17 protein-coding genes are annotated in these 19,146 nt (G+C 63.1%); 4 read left to right on the forward strand and 13 right to left on the reverse strand.

Going from position 1 to position 19,146, the window contains the following annotated elements; all coding sequences use genetic code 11:
• Nucleotides 1–14: 14 nt before the first annotated feature.
• The 9 genes from ptsP to CDV44_RS20100 form a co-directional block, all read right to left on the reverse strand.
• Entirely contained in the window at nt 15–1,751 is a 1,737-nt protein-coding gene (ptsP, locus tag CDV44_RS20060) for a phosphoenolpyruvate--protein phosphotransferase (protein ID WP_087689946.1), read from the reverse strand.
• A 146-nt stretch (nt 1,752–1,897) separates the two neighbouring features.
• Nucleotides 1,898–2,167, reverse strand: a complete 270-nt coding sequence (locus tag CDV44_RS20065; RefSeq protein WP_058377092.1) for an HPr family phosphocarrier protein — start codon at nt 2,165–2,167, stop codon at nt 1,898–1,900.
• A gap of 3 nt (nt 2,168–2,170) precedes the next feature.
• Entirely contained in the window at nt 2,171–2,584 is a 414-nt protein-coding gene (locus CDV44_RS20070) for a PTS sugar transporter subunit IIA (RefSeq protein ID WP_058377091.1), read from the reverse strand.
• 180 nt (nt 2,585–2,764) lie between these two features.
• Nucleotides 2,765–3,703 (reverse strand): glutathione synthase, encoded by a 939-nt coding sequence (gene gshB / locus CDV44_RS20075; protein WP_058377090.1) that lies wholly within the window; start codon nt 3,701–3,703, stop codon nt 2,765–2,767.
• A 59-nt stretch (nt 3,704–3,762) separates the two neighbouring features.
• On the reverse strand, nt 3,763–5,121 hold the full coding sequence (locus tag CDV44_RS20080) for a hypothetical protein (protein ID WP_141118774.1): 1,359 nt from the start codon (nt 5,119–5,121) through the stop codon (nt 3,763–3,765).
• Between the two features lie 496 nt (nt 5,122–5,617).
• Nucleotides 5,618–6,907 (reverse strand): glutamate--cysteine ligase, encoded by a 1,290-nt coding sequence (gene gshA / locus CDV44_RS20085; protein WP_087689950.1) that lies wholly within the window; start codon nt 6,905–6,907, stop codon nt 5,618–5,620.
• A gap of 278 nt (nt 6,908–7,185) precedes the next feature.
• Nucleotides 7,186–8,733 carry an ammonium transporter gene (gene amt, locus CDV44_RS20090; RefSeq protein ID WP_087689952.1) on the reverse strand — a complete coding sequence of 516 codons (1,548 nt, stop codon included), beginning with the start codon at nt 8,731–8,733 and terminating at the stop codon, nt 7,186–7,188.
• A 24-nt stretch (nt 8,734–8,757) separates the two neighbouring features.
• Nucleotides 8,758–9,096: a P-II family nitrogen regulator gene (locus CDV44_RS20095; protein ID WP_010804740.1), complete on the reverse strand. Its 339-nt coding sequence runs from the start codon at nt 9,094–9,096 to the stop codon at nt 8,758–8,760.
• Nucleotides 9,097–9,109: 13 nt separating this feature from the next.
• A complete protein-coding gene (locus CDV44_RS20100) occupies nt 9,110–9,952 on the reverse strand; it encodes a TorF family putative porin (RefSeq protein WP_058377086.1) in 843 nt (280 codons plus the stop codon).
• 384 nt (nt 9,953–10,336) lie between these two features.
• Here CDV44_RS20100 and CDV44_RS20105 point away from each other — a divergent pair, with 384 nt between their 5' ends.
• Entirely contained in the window at nt 10,337–10,585 is a 249-nt protein-coding gene (locus CDV44_RS20105) for an accessory factor UbiK family protein (RefSeq protein ID WP_140413415.1), read from the forward strand.
• Nucleotides 10,586–10,866: 281 nt separating this feature from the next.
• Complete coding sequence (locus CDV44_RS20110; protein WP_087689954.1) at nt 10,867–12,390, forward strand: YifB family Mg chelatase-like AAA ATPase; 1,524 nt, start codon at nt 10,867–10,869, stop codon at nt 12,388–12,390.
• A 16-nt stretch (nt 12,391–12,406) separates the two neighbouring features.
• Here CDV44_RS20110 and CDV44_RS20115 read toward each other — a convergent pair whose 3' ends face one another.
• On the reverse strand, nt 12,407–12,901 hold the full coding sequence (locus CDV44_RS20115; RefSeq protein WP_249277632.1) for a hypothetical protein: 495 nt from the start codon (nt 12,899–12,901) through the stop codon (nt 12,407–12,409).
• 124 nt (nt 12,902–13,025) lie between these two features.
• Between CDV44_RS20115 and CDV44_RS20120 the strand changes: the two genes are divergently transcribed.
• Nucleotides 13,026–13,631, forward strand: a complete 606-nt coding sequence (locus CDV44_RS20120; protein WP_249277633.1) for a thioredoxin — start codon at nt 13,026–13,028, stop codon at nt 13,629–13,631.
• A 72-nt stretch (nt 13,632–13,703) separates the two neighbouring features.
• Nucleotides 13,704–14,228 (forward strand): TlpA disulfide reductase family protein, encoded by a 525-nt coding sequence (locus tag CDV44_RS20125; protein ID WP_087689958.1) that lies wholly within the window; start codon nt 13,704–13,706, stop codon nt 14,226–14,228.
• Between the two features lie 74 nt (nt 14,229–14,302).
• On the opposite strand, the gene CDV44_RS20130 is transcribed toward CDV44_RS20125, so the two are convergent.
• The 3 genes from CDV44_RS20130 to CDV44_RS20140 all read right to left on the reverse strand — a co-directional run bounded on the left by CDV44_RS20130 (nt 14,303) and on the right by CDV44_RS20140 (nt 19,124).
• Nucleotides 14,303–15,646 carry a sigma-54 dependent transcriptional regulator gene (locus tag CDV44_RS20130; RefSeq protein ID WP_087689960.1) on the reverse strand — a complete coding sequence of 448 codons (1,344 nt, stop codon included), beginning with the start codon at nt 15,644–15,646 and terminating at the stop codon, nt 14,303–14,305.
• Complete coding sequence (locus tag CDV44_RS20135; protein ID WP_087689962.1) at nt 15,646–17,631, reverse strand: sensor histidine kinase; 1,986 nt, start codon at nt 17,629–17,631, stop codon at nt 15,646–15,648. Before CDV44_RS20135 ends, CDV44_RS20130 begins: the two co-directional genes overlap by 1 nt.
• Before the next feature lie 206 nt (nt 17,632–17,837).
• Entirely contained in the window at nt 17,838–19,124 is a 1,287-nt protein-coding gene (locus CDV44_RS20140; RefSeq protein ID WP_058377058.1) for a dicarboxylate/amino acid:cation symporter, read from the reverse strand.
• Nucleotides 19,125–19,146: the final 22 nt, after the last annotated feature.

Below are 19,146 nucleotides of genomic sequence, written 5' to 3' on the forward strand. Positions count from 1 at the left end.
TGCGGCAACGAAAACTACGCAACCGCGAGACGCGCCAGCGCTGCCTGCATTTCCTCGGGCTCCGTCGCCGCCAGCAGTTCCTGCACCGGGCGCTCGAGATCGGGCAGATGCGCGCGCAAGATCTCCTGCTTGACCTGAAGCAACTGGCTCGGATGCATCGAGAACTCGCGCAAGCCCATGCCCAGCAGCAGACGCGTTGCCGTCGGGTCACCGGCCATTTCACCGCATACCGCCACCGGCACGCCATACGCGTGTGCCTCGCGGATCGTCATGGCAATCAGGCGCAACACGGCCGGATGCAGCGGATCGTAGAGATGCGCCACCGCGTTATCGGCCCGGTCGATCGCCAGCGTGTATTGAATCAGATCGTTCGTGCCGATCGACAGGAAATCGAGCCGCTTGAGGAACATCGGCACGGTGAGCGCGGCGGCGGGCACTTCGATCATCGCGCCGAGCTTCACGCCCGGATCGTAGAGCAGACCGGCCGCGTCGAGCTGTGCCTTGGCTTCGCGCACGAGTTCAAGCGTCTGATCGATCTCTTGCGCGTGCGCGAGCATCGGAAACAGGATTCGCACCTGACCGAACGACGACGCGCGCAGAATCGCCCGCAACTGTGTGAGGAACATGCGCGGTTCGGACAAGCTCCATCGAATGGCACGCAAGCCCAGCGCCGGGTTCGACGCGGTCTCGTACGACTCGTGGCTGTCGAGCGGCTTGTCGGCCCCGACGTCGATCGTGCGAATCGTGAGCGGCAGCCCCTTCATCGACTCGACCGCACGTTTGTACGCCTCGAACTGTTCCTCCTCTTCCGGCGCCTCTTCCATATTCATGAAGAGGAATTCCGTGCGGAAGAGCCCCACACCGACGGCGCCCGCAGCCACAGCAGTCTTGGCGTCTTCCGGCAACTCGATGTTGGCGAGCAGCTCGATGGGGGTGCCGTCGATGGTCTGTGCCGGCGAGTGCTTGAGCCGTTGCAACCGGCGGTCTTCGAGCGCGCGCTCGCTCTGCCGGTAGCTGTACTCTTCGAGCACGATCGGTGCCGGGTCGACGATCACGATGCCGTGGTCGCCGTCGATGATGATGATGTCGTCCTGCTTGATCAGCAGACTGGCCTGCGCCACGCCGACCGATGCCGGAATGCCCAGACTGCGCGCGACAATCGCCGTGTGCGAGGTCTTGCCGCCCAGGTCGGTGACAAAGCCCTTGAACGTCTGCGACTTGAACTGAAGCATGTCGGCGGGGGCGATATCGCGGGCCACGACGATCATGTCGTCGCGCGGCGTCTCGGCCACCACGTGCCGGATGCCGGGCGCCCCGGCGAGTGCCTTGAGCACACGCTCGGTGACTTGTTCGATATCGGCGCGACGCTCACGCAGATACTCGTCTTCGATGTCTTCGAAGCGGGCAACGAGCACTTCCAGTTGCGTGGTCAGTGCCCACTCGGCGTTGTAACGGCGCTCGCGTACGAGCTTGACGACGGCGTCGACGAGCAGCGTGTCGTTAAGAATCAGGGAGTGGACATCGAGAAACGCCCCCATCTCGCCCGGCGCGTCGTCGGGGAGTTCAGCCTTGAGGGTATCGAGTTCTTGCTGGACGCTCGCCTGCGCTTTGCGAAAGCGCGCGATTTCGTCGTCGATCTGGGACGGATCGAGCAGATAGTGCGGGACATCGAGCGTTGCGGGCGCCAGAAGATAGGCGCGGCCGATCGCGATGCCACGCGAGACGGGAATGCCGTGCAGGGTGAAAGACAAGGAAGTCTCCCCAGTTCAAAGGCGGATGATTCGATCCTCCGGGCCGGTGCGGGCCCGATTCCGGCGTTTGGATGGCGCTTGGGCTGCCCCGTTGGCGACGCGCCTGCAAAGCGCCGCCGGACTCGCCACTGGCCATAACAACGCGCTTACTCCCCTTCGCCGAACTTACCCGCGATGAGGGCCAGGATCTCGTCCATGGCTTGTTGTTCGTCCGTACCTTCGGTCTCGACTTCCACTTTCGAGCCAATGCCGGCCGCCAGCATCATGACGCCCATGATGCTCTTCGCGTTGATTCGCCGACCGTTCCGGGTCAGCCAGACCTCACTCTGAAATTTCGCCGCCAGTTGCGTCAGCTTTGCGGATGCCCGGGCATGCAAGCCCAATTTATTTACGATCGTCGTTTCTTGTCGAAGCATGTTTCAGTGTGACGTAGAGTGTATGGCCGGCGCACCTGCGCCGACTTCCAGAATACCTTTAGATCCGCCTGCAAGCACCTTTTCAGCCAGCGTGTCGAGCGGCACCGAGCGGTAGCAGACCGACTTGATGAGCATCGACAGGTTGACCCCCGCGAGCACCCGCACCTTCGGCCCGACCAACTGCGCCGCGATGTTCGACGGCGTGGCGCCAAACAGGTCGGTGAGCACCAGAACGCCGTTTTCTTCGTGCAGTTGTGCGAGCCGTTCACGGGCGACGCCGAGCAGCGCCGCCGTGTCCTGGTCGGGCGCAACGTCAATCGCACCGATGCGCGCCGGACAGCCGCCGTAAATATGTGAAACACACTCGCGAAGGGCTGTCGCGAGCGGTGCGTGGGCAATGATCAGAATTCCAGCCATGATGCTAGGCACGCCGAGCGCCGTGGATGTCCGGGGTACGAACACAACGACGAACGCAGGCCTGTCGATTTTGGGACTCTCATTTTAGCAGGCGCGCAAAATCCCCGTGTTTTCATCACGTTAGGGTCTGTACCGACGTGTCACAAAGCCGTGAGCACCGGCCGCAGACCCTTGCTGGCCTTAGATCGCGAGTTCCAGCGCGTCGATGAACATCTTCGGCACGTCGAATCCCGTCTGGTCCGTGATTTCCTGGAAGCACGTCGGACTGGTGACGTTCACTTCCGTGAGGTAATCCCCGATCACGTCGAGACCCACGAGCAGCAGGCCACGTTGCCAGAGTGTCGGCGCCAGCGTTTCTGCAATCTGACGGTCACGTGCGGAAAGATCGCGCGCTTCGCCCAGACCGCCTGCGGCCAGGTTGCCGCGGACTTCATTGCCTTGCGGAATGCGCGCCAGCGAGTGCGGCACCACTTTGCCGCCAATCACCAGAATGCGTTTGTCACCGAGCTTGATGTCAGGGATGAAACGCTGCGCCATCACCGAACGGGCACCGTTCTCACCCAGCATCTCGATGACAGCGCCAAGATTGCGGCCATCCGGGCCAATACGGAACACGCCCGTGCCACCCATGCCGTCGAGCGGCTTGTAGATCGCGTCGCCATGTTCCGCGTGAAATGCGCGCAGCCGTGCGGCATCGCGTGTGACCAGCGTCGGCGTGACGAACTCGCCAAACTCGGCAATCGCGAGCTTCTCCGAGTGGTCGCGAATCGCGCTGGGTTTGTTGAACACGCGGGCACCGGCGCGCTCTGCAATTTCGAGCAACCACGTGGAGTTGATGTACTCCATGTCGAACGGCGGGTCCTTGCGCATGATCACGGCGTCGAACGCCGTGAGCGCGGCCACGCGCGTATCGATGGTTTCGTACCAGCGTTCAGCATCCCCGGTCAGGCGAATCTCCTGCACGCGTGCGTCCACGCTGTCGCCTTGCCACGCCATTTCGTGCGGCTCGCACGCGAAAATGCGGTGCCCGCGACGCGCGGCTTCGCGCATCATCGAGAACGTGGTGTCCTTGTAGATTTTGAAGTGGTCGAGCGGGTCGGCGATAAAGAGAATCTGCATCGATCGGCGGGGGTCTTGGAGGTTCGGATGCACACACCGCATGCTGCGGCGACAGGCGTCTATTCTAGCCGAGCCGCCGTTTTGTCGCTGCGCACCGATGCGTTTGAAACGCCGCACCCCGGGCCGCCCAGCCCGCGCAGCAAGGTGGCGTCCCGCACTGGGTCCAGCCGGGCGCGCATCGCCGACAGGTGCGTTTTAAGCGTCTGTACGCCAATGCCGCAAGCCTCGCGCGCCTGCGCCCGCGACTGACCGGAAAGCAGCCGCATGGCGATTTCGCGCTGCACGGGCGTCAGAGGCGTGGCCCAAAGGCGATGCAGCAGCCGTATCGCCGGAGGCACGGCAAGGTGCAACGCGATGCGCACTCGCTCCGTGGGGCGTCCATTCATGCTGCGCAGACGGGTCGCCTGAAGATGCAACGTGCCACCCGGCAAGGCAACCCGCCGGCTCGCGTGGCGCGCTGCGGATGCGGATGCGGATGCGGATGCGGGAGGCACGAGAAACTCGGGAGACATGGACGGTGCGGCCGCTTCCGGCAGCGAGGTCAACTCGGCGGCCAGCGCGTGGCACTCCCGTACGACAAGACAAGCGTCGGGCCAGACGTCGCCGGAAGCGCCTCGCCACACGCGCTGCATCAGGCCTAGCGCGGCGGAATCGGCCCATTCCGGCTGTCCGTGATGCCAGACTAGCGTGCCGCAGATATCGCGGCAGAGCGGGTCGACGGGATCGTCGCCGGCGTCCCGGCCGAATGCAGACACCGGGAAAACGGCCTTCCCGGCCTCGGGCCACGGCAAAACGGGACGCGTCGGCGCTATCGCAAATTCCGCAGCGGCATGCTCGAACATCTGCACTTCATACGCACTAAAGCGCCGAAGCGTCTTGTCGCGGGAAACCAGAATGCGCAGCGGGCCCATGCGCTGCGCAAAGTCAGCCGGGTGAGCCATATCCACCGCATCCACCGCGTCCACACCGTCCATCTGGCCGGCCCGATACCTGAGCACGGGCATCAGACAAATATCCAATACGTCGCCATCGCCCAGACACGCGTCGAATTCCGGAGAGCGGGTGAGCGTCGGCGAGCATTCTCCGGCGGCGTCCAGCGTGCGACGCGACGAGCGGACCCGACGCGCATGGCCGCGGATCAGCCCGCCGGGCGACATCGGAAACCACCCGTCGTCACCCGACGCCGCCACCCCACCGCTGGCGGCAAACCGTTCGCAAGCGGACACCGACGATTGCGGCGCGAACCAATTCCCCGCCATTGATCGCCGGGTATCGCCGTCATGCCACAGGGCCGCCACGGCATCCGCCGAGAGCAGCGTGCGTAGCGTCTCCAGCCATATCGGCAGGTAATCCAGCGTGGACACCGGCAACTGATGGAGTTGCCGAAGACACGCGCGCAAATCCCCCTGTATTCCCATGCAACTCCCACGCTGAAGCATTCCAAGGAAAATTCTTAATCTGTCTGAATTCAGAGATACATCCCCCATTCGGGGGATGTTTGCTGCGTCGATCGCCCGCATCATCACGCCATTGCTCGACGCGAAAGCCCCTTCGAACAGCCGATCGGCGGCACGGTACACCGGATCGACCACAAGCGGGACGAAGGGGAAAAAGCAAGAGACAGGGGAATACGCGAGGAGAGACAGGTTTGCGGGGGGGCCCGCCCAGGGAAGCCCCGATTTCCGGCCGCTGCATGAGGCAGCCGGTAAATGTGACGCCCGGCTAGTCGGGGGGCCAGCCGGGCGTCTTTTTATTTCCGCTTCCCGTTGCAGGAAGCGCAAGACACCTCCGCCGTATGCAGACATTGCACCGGCAGAGCGCCTCAAATTCAGAAACTTCTCATTCGAACCGTCCGCGCGTCTGACACTCACAGAGGTCAGACGGGCGGCACGCATGGCGACGTCGCCACGCCGGTCAGTACGTTTCCGGGTCCGGGTCCGTCCGTTCGAGTTCGATCGACGACGCCAGCAACGCGAGACGCGCCACCACGCCATACATATAGAAGCGGTTCGGCGGCGCAGCGCCCGGCTTGGCGTGAACGTCCGGCAACGCCGTGTGTTCGAACGCCAGCGGCACGAAGTGCATACCCGGTGCGTTCAGGTTCTCGTCGGTGCCACGGCCCGTGTGCACCCGGTAGAAGCCACCGACCACATAGCGGTCGATCATGTAGACCACCGGCTCGGCCACCGCCTCATTGATGCGCTCGAACGTGTAGACGCCCTCTTGCACGATCACGTCGTGCACTTCGAGGCCGTCCTTGACCACACTCATCTTGGTGCGTTCGCGCCGGTTCAGGTTTTTGATCTCGGCGGCGTCGTGCACCATCATCACGCCCATGCCATATGTCCCGGCATCGGCCTTGATCACGACAAACGGCTTCTCGGTGATGCCGTACTCGCGATACTTCTTGTTGATCTTCTTGAGCACCGCGTCGACCGTGTCGGCAAGCTTCTCCTCGCCCACGCGCTCATCGAAGTCGATGCCTTCGCACTTGGCGAAGTACGGATTGAGCATCCACTGATCGACGTCGATCATCTTGGCGAACTTCTTGACGACATCGTCGTACGCCGAGAAATGCTGGCTCTTGCGGCGCACGGCCCAGCCTGCGTGCAGCGGCGGCAGCAGATATTGCTCGTGCAACCCTTCGAGAATCGGCGGAATGCCGGCCGACAGGTCGTTGTTGAGCAGAATCGAACAGGGATCGAAATTCTTGAGGCCAAGCCGGCGCTGCGAGCGCTCCAGCGGCTCGATCACGACATGCTGGCCGTCGGGCAGCTCGATCGTGGTCGGCTCGGTAATGTCGTCCGAGAGGCTGCCGAGACGCACGTGCAGCCCCGCGTGACGCATGATCGTCGACAACCGGGCGATGTTCTGAAGGTAGAACGAGTTGCGCGTGTGGCGCTCAGGGATCAGCAGCAGGTTCTTGGCATCGGGACAGATCTTCTCGATGGCAGCCATGGCGGCCTGCACCGCGAGCGGCAGCACTTCAGGGGCCAGATTGTTGAAGCCGCCGGGGAAGAGATTCGTGTCGACGGGCGCGAGCTTGAAACCGGCATTGCGCAAGTCGACCGAACAGTAGAACGGCGGCGTGTGCTCCTGCCACTCCAGCCGGAACCAGCGCTCGATGGCGGGCGTCGCATCGAGAATCTTCTTTTCCAGGTCGAGCAGGGGGCCTTTCAGGGCCGTGACGAGATGCGGAACCATGCTTCTCTCATATCCAGATGGAATATCGATTGTAGAGCAAACGCCTGGCATTCCCGCCGTTCGCCATGCCCCGTGAAGGGGCACCGCGCTTTGAGGGGATAGCGGTGCGATGCCGCGATGAGAAAAGATGGGGGCAGATTCGAGAAACGCAAGCGCCGGCAGCGCGGCAATCGACCGGGCAATCGGCGGCGCATAAAAAAACGGGCACCCGAGGGGTGCCCGCACAATACCGGGCCGGCTGTCCGACCGGCGCCAGTAACTCCTCTCTTGCTCGTCTATCAGTTGTGATAGGCGGATTCGCCATGCGAGGTGATGTCCAGACCCTCGCGTTCTTCGTCTTCCGGCACCCGCAGGCCCAGCACGATATCGGCAATCTTGAAGGCGATGAACGCCACCACGCCCGACCACACCAGCGTGGTCAGCACGCCCTGGAACTGAATCCAGACCTGACCGGCGATCGAGTAATCCGGGGCCACCTTGTTGGCCACGTAGTCATAGATGCCCGTACCGCCCAGCGACGGCGCCGCAAACACGCCCGTCAAAATCGCGCCGAGCATACCGCCCACGCCGTGCACGCCGAACACGTCGAGCGCGTCGTCGGCCTTGAGCAAACGCTTCAGACCGTTCACACCCCAGAGGCAGACGAAACCGGCGATCAGGCCGAGCACGATCGAGCCCATCGGGCCGACGAAACCTGCTGCCGGCGTCACCGCCACCAGACCGGCCACCGCCCCCGAAGCACCACCGAGCATCGACGGCTTGCCCTTGCCAATCCACTCACCGGCCGTCCACGACAGCGTGGCGGCAGCGGTTGCCAGCAGCGTGTTCACGAAGGCCAGCGCCGCGCCACCGTTGGCTTCCAGACCCGAACCGGCGTTGAAGCCGAACCAGCCGAACCACAGCAGCGACGCACCGATCATCGTCATGGTGAGCGAGTGCGGCTTGAACGCTTCCTTGCCGAAGCCCACGCGCTTGCCGACCATGTACGAGCCGACCAGACCTGCGATAGCGGCGTTGATGTGCACCACCGTACCGCCTGCGTAGTCGAGCGCCCCCTTCTGGAACAACCAGCCTGCGTGCGCCGTTGCGGCGTCAGCGGCAGCCTGATCGGTGAAGGCGTCCGGGCCCGGCCAGAACCACACCATGTGGGCCATCGGCAGGTACGAGAACGTGAACCAGATCACCGTGAAGAGCAGCACGGCCGAGAACTTGGCGCGTTCGGCGAAGGCACCGACGATCAGCGCACAGGTAATGGCCGCAAACGCTGCCTGGAATGCCATGTAGGCGTACTCAGGCACATTCACGCCCTTGGTGAAGGTCGCGGCCACCGAATCCGGCGTCATGCCCTTCAGGAACAGCCGGTCAAAGCCGCCGAAGAATGGCCCGCCCTCGGTGAACGCAATGCTGTAGCCGTAAATCGACCAGAGCACGACGACCAGCGAAAAGATGATGAAACACTGCATCAGCACCGACAGCATGTTCTTCGAGCGGACCAGACCGCCGTAAAACAGGCCCAGACCGGGCAGCGTCATGAGAATCACGAACGCCGTGCAGGTCAGCAGCCACGCCGTGTCGCCCTTGTTCGGGGGCACGGGTGTCGGCTCAGCGGCAGGCGCGGGAGCCGCCGCCGCTGCCGGCGCAGGTGCGGCGGCAGGGGTAGCGGGGGTTGCCGCCGCAGCAGGTGCGGCAGCGGGTGTGGCGGTTTGCGACGCGGCGGCAGGTGCCGAAGCGTCTTGGGCGAGGGCGACGGACGAACCGAGGCCGGCGGCACCGACGACACCCATAAAGGCGCCGGCGAGCAAGAGTTTGGCAAGCAGTTTTTTCATGATTGTTGTCTCTTTTGTAGGACCTTACAGCGCGTCTTCGCCGGTCTCTCCCGTACGGATGCGGACCACGTGTTCGACGTTGGACACGAAGATCTTGCCGTCACCGATCTTGCCGGTTCGGGCAGCCTGTTCGATAGCATCGATGGCCTGATCGAGCAGGGCATCGCCGATTACCGCCTCGATCTTCACCTTCGGAAGAAAATCGACGACGTACTCTGCACCACGGTACAGCTCGGTGTGGCCTTTTTGGCGGCCGAAGCCTTTGACTTCGGTGACCGTGATACCCGCCACGCCAATGTTCGAGAGTGCTTCACGCACTTCGTCGAGCTTGAAGGGTTTCACAATTGCGGTAATCAGCTTCATGATGAGTCGCTCCTTAGAATGTCTTCGACACGCTTACGACGACAGTCGCCTTGGAAAGCACTTTGCCCGAGTTTGCGGCGGTGTAGTACTGCTCTTTGGCGTTGGTGTCGACGTAGGCGACCGACACGGAGAAGTTCTTGCCGAGGTCTTTCGACAGGCCGATCTTCCAGTCGGTATAGCTTGCCGCGCTGAAGTTGTGCACCCACTGATGGCCCACGTGACCGACGGCCGAGATGCCCCAGAAGCCGGTGTCATAGGTACCCGTCAGGTCGAGGTAGCCGCTCCCCGAGGTGTCCTCGCCGTTGGGGCCCACAAGGCCGAACAGGCGCGTGAGGGCATGTGAATACTTCAGCGTGATGGTTTTCCAGCCCACTGCCGCGTACAGCTCGAACGTGTGCGGACGCGGGTAGAAGGTGCCGGACGGGTACGTGCCCGGGTAGTAGTACTGGAGGCCACCGACATCGATGGTCCAGTCAGGAATGATTTCTTTCTTCCAGCCGCCGTAGAAGTCCATCTCGATCGGTGCGCTGACCGCCGAGTTGCCATCCGAGATCCAGCTGATGTTTGACGCCCACACACCGGCGTACAGCCCGGATTCGTGTGCGAGGTCAAAGCCGCCCTGAACTGCCGGACGCTTGCCCGTTTGCGAAATGCCGCGGAACCGGTAGTCCGAGAACAGACCGATGTTCGCGGTCACCGTCAGCGGTTCAGCAGCCGCATCCGCCGCGGCCGGTGCGGCAGCCGGCGCTGCCGCGGGTGCGCTGCCATCGGCGGCGGCCTGCGCGTAAGCGCCAGCCGTCAATGCCATTGCACCAAAGAACACACAGCCAGCCATCGCAGTCGACACTTTATTCATCACTTTCCCCTAAGTTGAAATCATTCGTCTTGGTACAGCGTGCGGCAGGTTCCGGGAACAGGTAGAGCAACTCCCGTGCCAGCTCCTGCGTTTAGGTACGCTGCGTCGCGCAAGATACGGATTCCGGGATAAAAAATTGGCAAAATTGCGGGGAACGTTAGGTGGCCTGAGACGGGCGGCAGCCCCGCCCCATCCCGGGCAGGGGTCGGCTGGGCGGGCCTCGGCGCTGGCTGGACGCAGAAAACGGTGATAGAGTTGCGCCAACGTTGACGGCCCTGTGCCCGTGCACCACGTTGCAACGGCGAGACGGCCGGACGACTGGCGCGAAGCACACTGTCGGTGCAAGCACCACGTTGGTGCGGGGAAATGATGAGAGGAAGGCTTATGAAACCGAACGAGATCCTGCAAGACATGCAAGCCAAGGTGAGCGAAATGCTCAAGCAATCGCCCGCCAAGGATATCGAGCGCAACGTCAAAAGCCTGCTGAACCAGGGGTTCACGCGCCTCGATCTGGTGACGCGCGAGGAGTTCGACGTGCAGGCGCAGGTGCTGGCCCGTACGCGCGAGAAGCTCGAAGCACTGGAAAAGCGCGTCGCGGCGCTTGAGAGTCTGCGCAACGAAGCGCAGGACTAACGAATTCAGATGGGGGCGCTGCGGCGCCCCTTGTGATTTCTGGCGACGGGCAGGCCGCCCAAGCCATCTTCATTGCGGAATAGTCTCCGGTTCCGCGTCTATTGCGCTTCTATTCTGCTTCTGCCCTCAGACGTCTCCGAGCGGCAGGCGGCACTCGCCGTAAATCCCCAGCTTGCATTCCGAAATATCCCCATCGACGTGCTTTTGACGCGATAAGTCATTGCGATGCACCGTTGCGGTCGGTGACTATCGACAACGATCCATTGCGCAAGGGGGATGTCATGTCATTGGCAGTTGTCAGCAGTCGCGCGCTTACCGGCATGGCGGCGCACCCCGTCACGGTCGAGGTGCATCTGGCGAACGGGTTGCCGGGCCTGTCGCTGGTCGGGTTGCCCGATACCGAAGTGAAGGAAAGCCGTGAGCGCGTGCGCTGCGCACTTCAGAACAGCCGCTTCGAATTTCCCGCTCGCCGCATCACCATCAATCTCGCCCCGGCGGATTTACCGAAGGCGTCGGGCTGTTTCGACTTGCCGATTGCCCTCGGCATTCTCGCGGCGAGCGGACAGTTGCCTGAAGCGGGGCTGCGCACACACGAGTTCGCGGGGGAGTTGTCGCTTACGGGTGAACTGCGGCCCATTCGCGGCGGACTGGCGATGGCCAGCGCCGTCGCGGCATCGCCCGGGGACCGGGCTCTTGTTCTGCCATTGGCCAATGCGCAAGAGGCAGCACTCGTGGAAACCGCGACCGTGTACGGTGCGCGCACGTTGCTCGATGTGTGCGCGCATTTGGCCGAGGGGGAAATGGCGGTGCGGCTTACGCAGGCGCGGGTGCAGGCGATGGAACGTGCGGAAAGCGACGAAGATCCGCCCGACATGAGCGACATCAAAGGGCAGGACCACGCGAGGCGCGCGCTCGAAGTGGCGGCGGCGGGTGGGCATCACGTGCTGCTGCACGGGCCACCGGGTACGGGAAAATCGATGCTGGCGATGCGACTCAGTACCTTATTGCCGCCACTGAGTACTGCCGAGGCCGTGGAAGTCGCGACGCTCGCAAGCCTTGGCGCGACTGGATTCGATATCAAACGTAGTTGGGGTGTGCGCCCCTTTCGATCCCCCCACCACACGGCATCCGCGGCGGCCCTTGTGGGAGGAGGAAGCAACCCACGTCCGGGCGAAATCAGTCTCGCTCACCGAGGCGTCCTGTTCCTTGACGAACTACCGGAGTTTCAGCGACGTGTGCTTGAGGTGTTACGTGAGCCGCTCGAACTCGGGCACGTGACGATCTCACGAGCCACTGCGCGCGCGGCGTTCCCGGCGTCGTTCCAGTTGATCGCCGCGATGAATCCATGTCCGTGCGGCGATCTCGGGCATCCATCGCGTGCGTGCCGTTGTTCGAGTGATGCGATTGCGCGCTATCGCAACCGTTTATCAGGACCATTGCTGGACCGCATCGATTTGCATGTCGGTGTCCCGGCGTTGAGCGCCGAGACGCTCGCGGGACCGTCGCATGGTGAGCGCAGTGCCGTCGTGGCGTTGCGCGTGCGCGAAGCGCGTGAGCGTCAACACAAGCGGCAGGGTCAATTGAACTGCCAACTGTCTGGCCGGGCGCTGGAGACACATTGCACGTTATGCGCCGATGCGCGCGCGGTGCTGCATCGCGCCGTCGAGCAACATCACTGGTCGGCGCGAACCTATCACCGGGTGTTGCGCGTCGCACGCACCGTCGCGGATCTTGCCGCGTGCGATGCGATCGACGTCAGTCACATCGCCGAGGCCGTGCAGTATCGAGAGGCGACAGCCGCATGAGTCTGCCGACGCCGCATCACTCCAACGTAAACGAATCGAGGAACTGATCGACCTGATCTTTGGCAGGGGCTTTTGTCGCCAGCACGACCACCTGATAAACGTGGTTGCCGCGTCCGACGAAACGCGCAGCAACATAGCGCTCGGTCTTGTCGCTGGCCAACCCTTGCGCGGCCACGGCCAGTCCCGGCACCGACGGCGCGTCGCCGGCCTGACGCACCATCACCTGCGTGGGTGTGGCAGCGGTATCGCTCACATTGGCGAGCAACCCGTGTTGCAGTTCGGTGAGTACGGTCTGGCGCAGTGTCGCATCCTCGCTTGGCAGGGTCACGACACCGACGGCAAACAAGGCGGCGTCCACGCGTGCCGCCTGCATATGCATCGGCAGCGCGCCGGAGGCGAACTTCACTTCGCGGGCATCCTGCGTCGGCTTGGCGGGATACGTCACGGCGTAGGCACCATCCTTGTCATGCACTTCGCGCCAATCGTAACGAGGCGTGCAGGCGACAAGCATTGCCAAAGTACCGAGAGCGACGAAAACACGGACAACGCGGTTCATAGCGAAAGGCGGGAATCGGTGAAGGAAGTCGGCCATTATCCGTCATCCCGCGCCACGGTTGCGACACGAGAAACGCGCGATGCCGGAACCCGGTATCATCGGCGCCATGAAACACGGTTCTGCCCCCCTCGCGACAGCATCTTCTTCGCCTGCACGGATCTTCCGCCGCGGGGTGGGAAGTGCCGCGCTGATCGTGGCAACAACGCTCGGCGTCAGCCCCGTGCTCGCCAGTGCAACCGGCACCACGCCCTCGAAAGCCGCGACAACCGCTGCCACCCTTCCCGCCGCCACCGACTTCGCTGCACATGCGCGGCGCGCGGTGGCGCTCGACGCCCCGTTGATCGTGCTCGTCTCGCTTCGCGACTGTGTTTATTGCGGACCGATTCGCCAGCGCGAACTCGCCCCGCTGATGCGCAGCGGCAAGTACGAAGTACGCGAAATCGGCATGGACAGCGCCGCCCCGGTGCGTGATTTCGACGGCACCACAACGACCGGTATCGCGTGGGCACGTGCCCACGGTGTCAAGGTTTCGCCGACGGTTTTGTTCCTCGATACGAGCGGACGCGCGATTGCCGATCCGTTGATCGGTGCAGGTCTGCCGGACTTCTACGGCGCCTATCTGGACGACGCCATCGCCAATGCCCGCGCGCGTTTGCACGCCGCCAGCGGCACCACGATGCGCTGAGATTCAGAGTAGAATCGTCGTCACTGAACGGGGCCAAGCGACCCCGCCCGCGAAACCAACTTTGGCTGTTTCATGAGCGCATCGACCTCTCGCAAGTCCCCTCTGGGCAAGATTCTCGCCGTCGCGGTCATCGTGGTTGTGGCCGTTGCCGCGTACTTCACGTTCGCCGGTCAGAAGCGCGCGCCGCAAGCGACCTTCACGCTGCTGTCGGGTCAGAAGCTGAGCCCCGATCAACTCAAGGGCAAGGTCTATCTCGTGAACTTCTGGGCGACGAGCTGCGTGACGTGCATGAAGGAAATGCCGACGATGGTGCAGACATACGAGAAGTACAAGGGCCAAGGGCTGGAATTCGTCGCCGTCGCGATGAGCTATGACCCGCCGATGTATGTCATGAATTACGCACAGTCGCGTCAACTGCCGTTCAAGGTGGCGATGGATTCCGACGGCAGCGTGGCCAAGCAATACGGCAACGTGCAACTCACGCCGACGACCTTCGTGGTCGATCGCGATGGCCACGTGCTCAAGCAATATGTCGGCGAACCGGAATACGCCGAACTCGACAAGCTGATCGAGAAAGCCCTCGGCAAACAGGCCTGACGCTTCACACGAACGCATCAAACAAAAAGCGCCCTAGGGCGCTTTTTTGTTGCTAGCAGCATCGTGTGAATGGCTTACCGCTCCCCCTCACCCTGCCCCTTCGTCTGCAAACCATACCGCTTGAGCTTTTCATACAACGTGGCTTTCGGCACATGCAGCGCCTCGGCCGTCGCCGCGACATTGCCTTTGCTGTGGTCCAGCGCCTCTTGCAACACCGCACGCTCGAAGCGCTCCACCTGCTCCTTGAGCGGCAACGGCGCATGCGAATCGTCTTGCGGCGCGCTCGCCACTCCCAGCACCAGACGGTCCGCCGCATTTCGCAGCTCACGCACGTTGCCCGGCCAATCTGACTGCATCAGCTCCTGGCGCATACGCTCCGTCACCAGCGGCGCAGGCCGTCCATAACGCACCGCCGCGTCCAGCAGAAAGTGCTCGAACAACGGCACGATGTCTTCGCGTCGCTCGCGCAGCGGCGGCAACGCCAGCGTCACCACATTCAACCGGTAATACAAGTCGCGCCGGAACGTGCCCTCACGCACCAACTGCTCCATGTCGCCCTTGGCCGCAGCCACCACGCGGCAATCCACGCGAATCATCTGGTTCGAGCCGAGCCGCTCAAGCACGCCGTCCTGCAATACGCGCAGCAGCTTGACCTGCAACGTCGCCGGCATGCTCTCGATCTCGTCGAGGAAAAGCGTGCCGCCCGACGCGTGCTCCAGCTTGCCGATGCGACGCTTGGCAGCCCCGGTGAACGCGCCGACCTCGTGACCGAACATCTCGCTCTCGAAGATCGCTTCCGGCAACGCCCCGCAATTGAGCGCAACGAACGGCGCATCGCGGCGCCGCGACAGTTCGTGCAGACTGCGCGCGACCAACTCCTTGCCCGTGCCGGTATCGCCGTTGATCAGCACCGGCGCATCCGTCATGGCGACGTTGGCAATCAGCGTGCGCATGGTCTCCATCGACGGGCTGCGTCCGATGATGCGCGATGCGCGCCCGCCCTGCTCCGCCAGTTCCCGGCGAAGTGCCTGATTCTCCAGCATGAGCTTGCGCGTCTCGAGCGCGCGTTTGGCGGATTCGATGAGACGGTCCGGCGCAAACGGCTTCTCGATGAAATCGTAAGCGCCGTCGCGAATCGCCTGCACAGCCATCGAAATGTCGCCATGCCCCGTGACCAGAATCACCGGCACTTCCGGGGCGTGCTGTCGCAAATGCGCGAGCAATTCCAGCCCGCTCATGCCGATGAGTCGAATGTCGGACACGACGATGCCGGCGAAGTCCGGCGTAATGCGTTCGCGCGCCGCTTCGGCAGACGCGAGTCCGAAAGCGTCCAGCCCTGCGAGTTGCAAGCTTTGCAGCGTCGCGCGCCGCACGAGTTCGTCGTCTTCGACGAAGAGAATTTGCAGGTTCTTGTACATCATTCGATTGCCCCGCTGGCGCGAGGTACGCGGCGCAGCGTCACGAGAAATTCCGCACCACCGCCCGGTACATTACGCGCGACCAGTTGGCCGCCGTTTTCCTGAGCGATGGACGATGAGATGGCGAGTCCGAGTCCCATACCCTGACCACCCTCCTTGGTACTGAAAAACGGTTCGAACAGACGCGGAATATGCGCCTCTGCGATGCCGGGTCCGTTGTCGCGCACATAAATGCGCGCCCACTGATCATCCGCATCCACATCGATCCAGATCGAGGGCTGCGCCTGCGGTTGCGGCACACTCACCACGGCGTCGATGGCGTTACCCACGACATTGATCAACACCTGCTCAAGCCGCAGGCTCTCGCAGGCCACCTGCACGTCGGCGAGCCCGTCGGTGAACGTCTGCGTCACCTGAATCCCTGCCATACGTCCGCGCAACAACATCATCGTGTTATCGAGCGCGCGGCGTACCGATGCCTCGCTGTCACCCCGACGTGCGCGTCCGGCAAACAGTCGCAACTGGCCCGTGATGCGGCCCATGCGATCGGTGAGCGACGCAATCGCTTCAAGATTCTCACGCGCCGCGCCGTATTCCTCGCGGTCGAGCAGCACGCGCGTGTTATCCGAGAAGCTGCGCAGCGCGGACAGCGGCTGATTCAATTCATGCGTGATACCGGCCGCCATCTGCCCGAGCGCCACCAGTTTCGACGCCTGCACCAGTTCGCTCTGCGCATCGCGCAATTCGTGCTCGGTGCGCGAGCGCTCCTGCACTTCGGTCTGCAACCGCTCGTTAGCCGATTGCAGATCGGCCGTGCGTTCGGCCACGCGCTCGCCCAACTCTGCATACGCCGATTGCAGCAATTCGCGGCTCTTCAACATATCGCGAACGCGCTGACGGCGCTGATTCCACGCCACGCCAAGCAAACACGTGAACGCCGCCAGACACGCCGCCGCGACCGCCGCAATACGCGCGTTGGCAATCACCTGATCAAGCGGGGCGAAATACATCAACGTCCAGTCAGGTTCGCCAAGCTTGCGCTGCACAGCGAGAAAACGCCGCGTCTTGCCAGCCCCACGCCCGTCGCGCACGGTCACGACTTCACCATCGGCATCCAGCCGCTCGTCGGCACTCCAGTTCAGCGGTGTGATGTGCTGGTTGTAATACTGCCGCGTGCTCTCCAGCGCCGCCGTCACCTCCGGCGTCAACGGCGCGAGCGCACGATACTGCCAGCGCGGCTCCGACGACAGAAACACGACGCCATGATCGTCCGCTACCACCACCGGCTCCGAAGCATCGGCCCCGGCGCGCTGAAACCATTCCAGATTCAGTTTGACGACGACCACGCCCTGAATCTTTCCGTCGACCAGAATCGCCTGCGACACGAAGTAGCCCGGCTCACCCGATGTCGTGCCCACCCCGTAAAACCGCCCCAGCCCGCCGCCGATCGCATCGATGAAATACGGCCGAAAGCGATACTCCTGCCCGACAAATGTGGCCTTTTCACGCCAGTTGCTGGCCGCGAGGGCAAGTCCTTTGGCATCGATGACATACGCCGCCGACGCCTTCGCGCGCTGGTTCACATCGAACAGATAGTCGTTGGCGCGCTGCACCACCGCGCGGTCCTCGGGGTGCAGCAGCAAATCGTGCACATACGGATGCAGCGAGAGCAAATACGGCAGAAATTCATAGCGGTCGACGGTGCTGCGCAAACTGCCGGCGTAGCGCTCCACGCGCGCACCGGCGTTCACGCGCAGGTCGGCCACGCCGCGCTGCCAGCTCAGCGCATACGTCAACCAGCAAAACAGCGTGCTCACCACCAGCATGGCGGCGATCCACATCCAACGGCGCATCGGCACAGTCCTCTCGAGTTCGATCGGGACTTCGTCGCGCCGGCGGTCCGCGGAGCTCTCGTGCGATGCGATCGCTCCCGGCGGGAGATCGCTCTGACGTGCGCGGATCGAGTTGTCTTGCGGGGTGGCCATGGTTGGCGGTGTTACGCCTCTTGCATTGCCGGTTCAGGCGATGACGGCAGGCAGCGCACGGCGCACTGCCTGTCGTCATCGCGGAACCAAAGGACCACCGGGCGGCGAAGCTCAGGCGCTATTGTGCCTGTGCCGCACCGCCCGGTGGCGAATGTTCCCGGCAGCGGAGTCCAGGGTTATCGCCTGCCCCCGCCACCGGCTGGCCGTCAGGCCAGCTCAGGACCCTTTTTGCCCGACATCGCTTCGGCGAGCTTCTTGCGGTCCAGTTCCTTTTCCCAGGCCGACACAACGATCGTGGCAACGCCGTTGCCGCAGATGTTCGTCAGGGCACGGCACTCGCTCATGAAGCGATCGATACCGAGAATCAGCACCATCCCGGCGACCGGAATCGTCGGAATCACTGCCAGCGTTGCGGCCAGCGTGATGAAGCCCGCGCCGGTCACGCCCGAGGCGCCCTTCGAGGTCAGCATCGCCACGGCGAGCAGCGTGAGCTGTTGGCCCCAGGTTAGATCGATGTTCGTTGCTTGCGCGATGAAGAGCACGGCCATCGTCATGTAGATGTTCGTGCCGTCCAGGTTGAACGAGTAACCGGTCGGGATCACCAGACCCACCACCGACTTCGAGCAACCGGCCTTTTCCATCTTTTCCATCAGGTGCGGCAGCGCAGCTTCCGACGAGCTCGTACCCAGCACGATCAGCAGCTCTTCCTTGATGTAAGCGAGGAAGCGGAAGATCGAGAACCCGGTGAACTTGGCGATCAGACCCAGCACGACGATCACGAACAGGAACGACGTCAGGTAGAACGTGCCCATGAGCTTGGCCAGCGGCACCAGCGACGCGATACCGTACTTGCCGATCGTGAAGGCCATCGCACCGAAGGCACCCAGCGGGGCGACCTTGGTGATGATGTGCACCACGCGGAACAGCACGCCCGAGACGCTGTCGATCCAGCCCGTCACCACGCGGCCGCGCTCACCGATCATGCCCAACGCGGCACCGAACAGCACAGCGATCACGAGGATCTGGAGAATCTCACCCTTGGCGAACGCATCGGTAATCGTGTTCGGAATCAGGTGCAGCAGGAAGTCGACGAACGTGTCGCCATGCGCTGCCTTTTCGGCGTAGCCGGCGATCGCCTTCGGATCGAGCGAGTTGATGTCGACGTTGAAGCCGGCACCCGGCTTCAGGATGTGCGTGGCCATCAGACCGATGACCAGTGCGAGCGTCGAGACGACTTCGAAGTAGATCAGGGCCTTACCACCAACGCGGCCGACCTTCTTCATGTCTTCCATGCCGGCAATACCGGTCACGACGGTACAGAAGATCACCGGGCCGATGATCATCTTGATCAGCTTGATGAACGCATCGCCGAGCGGCTTCATCTGCACGGCCAGATCGGGCTTGAAGTGGCCGAGCAGGACGCCGATGACGATGGCGATCAGCACCTGTACGTACAGGATGCGATAAAAGGGTTTCTTGGTCTTCGTTTGCATGTTGTTTCCTCTTCAGGCGGCG

Origin of the sequence: Pandoraea sp. PE-S2R-1, from assembly GCF_002179865.1 — a bacterium.
Lineage (GTDB): Bacteria > Pseudomonadota > Gammaproteobacteria > Burkholderiales > Burkholderiaceae > Pandoraea.

Bases quoted from the DNA above. Each gene is read 5' to 3' on its own strand.
- CDV44_RS20130 (WP_087689960.1), bottom strand. From the start codon at position 15,646: ATGTACAAGAACCTGCAAATTCTCTTCGTCGAAGACGACGAACTCGTG.
- CDV44_RS20110 (WP_087689954.1), top strand. From the start codon at position 10,867: ATGTCATTGGCAGTTGTCAGCAGTCGCGCGCTTACCGGCATGGCGGCG.
- CDV44_RS20125 (WP_087689958.1), top strand. From the start codon at position 13,704: ATGAGCGCATCGACCTCTCGCAAGTCCCCTCTGGGCAAGATTCTCGCC.
- CDV44_RS20120 (WP_249277633.1), top strand. From the start codon at position 13,026: ATGCCGGAACCCGGTATCATCGGCGCCATGAAACACGGTTCTGCCCCC.
- CDV44_RS20105 (WP_140413415.1), top strand. From the start codon at position 10,337: ATGAAACCGAACGAGATCCTGCAAGACATGCAAGCCAAGGTGAGCGAA.
- CDV44_RS20140 (WP_058377058.1), bottom strand. From the start codon at position 19,124: ATGCAAACGAAGACCAAGAAACCCTTTTATCGCATCCTGTACGTACAG.
- amt (WP_087689952.1), bottom strand. From the start codon at position 8,733: ATGAAAAAACTGCTTGCCAAACTCTTGCTCGCCGGCGCCTTTATGGGT.
- gshA (WP_087689950.1), bottom strand. From the start codon at position 6,907: ATGGTTCCGCATCTCGTCACGGCCCTGAAAGGCCCCCTGCTCGACCTG.
- CDV44_RS20070 (WP_058377091.1), bottom strand. From the start codon at position 2,584: ATGGCTGGAATTCTGATCATTGCCCACGCACCGCTCGCGACAGCCCTT.
- CDV44_RS20095 (WP_010804740.1), bottom strand. From the start codon at position 9,096: ATGAAGCTGATTACCGCAATTGTGAAACCCTTCAAGCTCGACGAAGTG.
- CDV44_RS20115 (WP_249277632.1), bottom strand. From the start codon at position 12,901: ATGCTTGTCGCCTGCACGCCTCGTTACGATTGGCGCGAAGTGCATGAC.
- CDV44_RS20135 (WP_087689962.1), bottom strand. From the start codon at position 17,631: ATGGCCACCCCGCAAGACAACTCGATCCGCGCACGTCAGAGCGATCTC.
- CDV44_RS20100 (WP_058377086.1), bottom strand. From the start codon at position 9,952: ATGAATAAAGTGTCGACTGCGATGGCTGGCTGTGTGTTCTTTGGTGCA.
- CDV44_RS20080 (WP_141118774.1), bottom strand. From the start codon at position 5,121: ATGGGAATACAGGGGGATTTGCGCGCGTGTCTTCGGCAACTCCATCAG.
- gshB (WP_058377090.1), bottom strand. From the start codon at position 3,703: ATGCAGATTCTCTTTATCGCCGACCCGCTCGACCACTTCAAAATCTAC.
- CDV44_RS20065 (WP_058377092.1), bottom strand. From the start codon at position 2,167: ATGCTTCGACAAGAAACGACGATCGTAAATAAATTGGGCTTGCATGCC.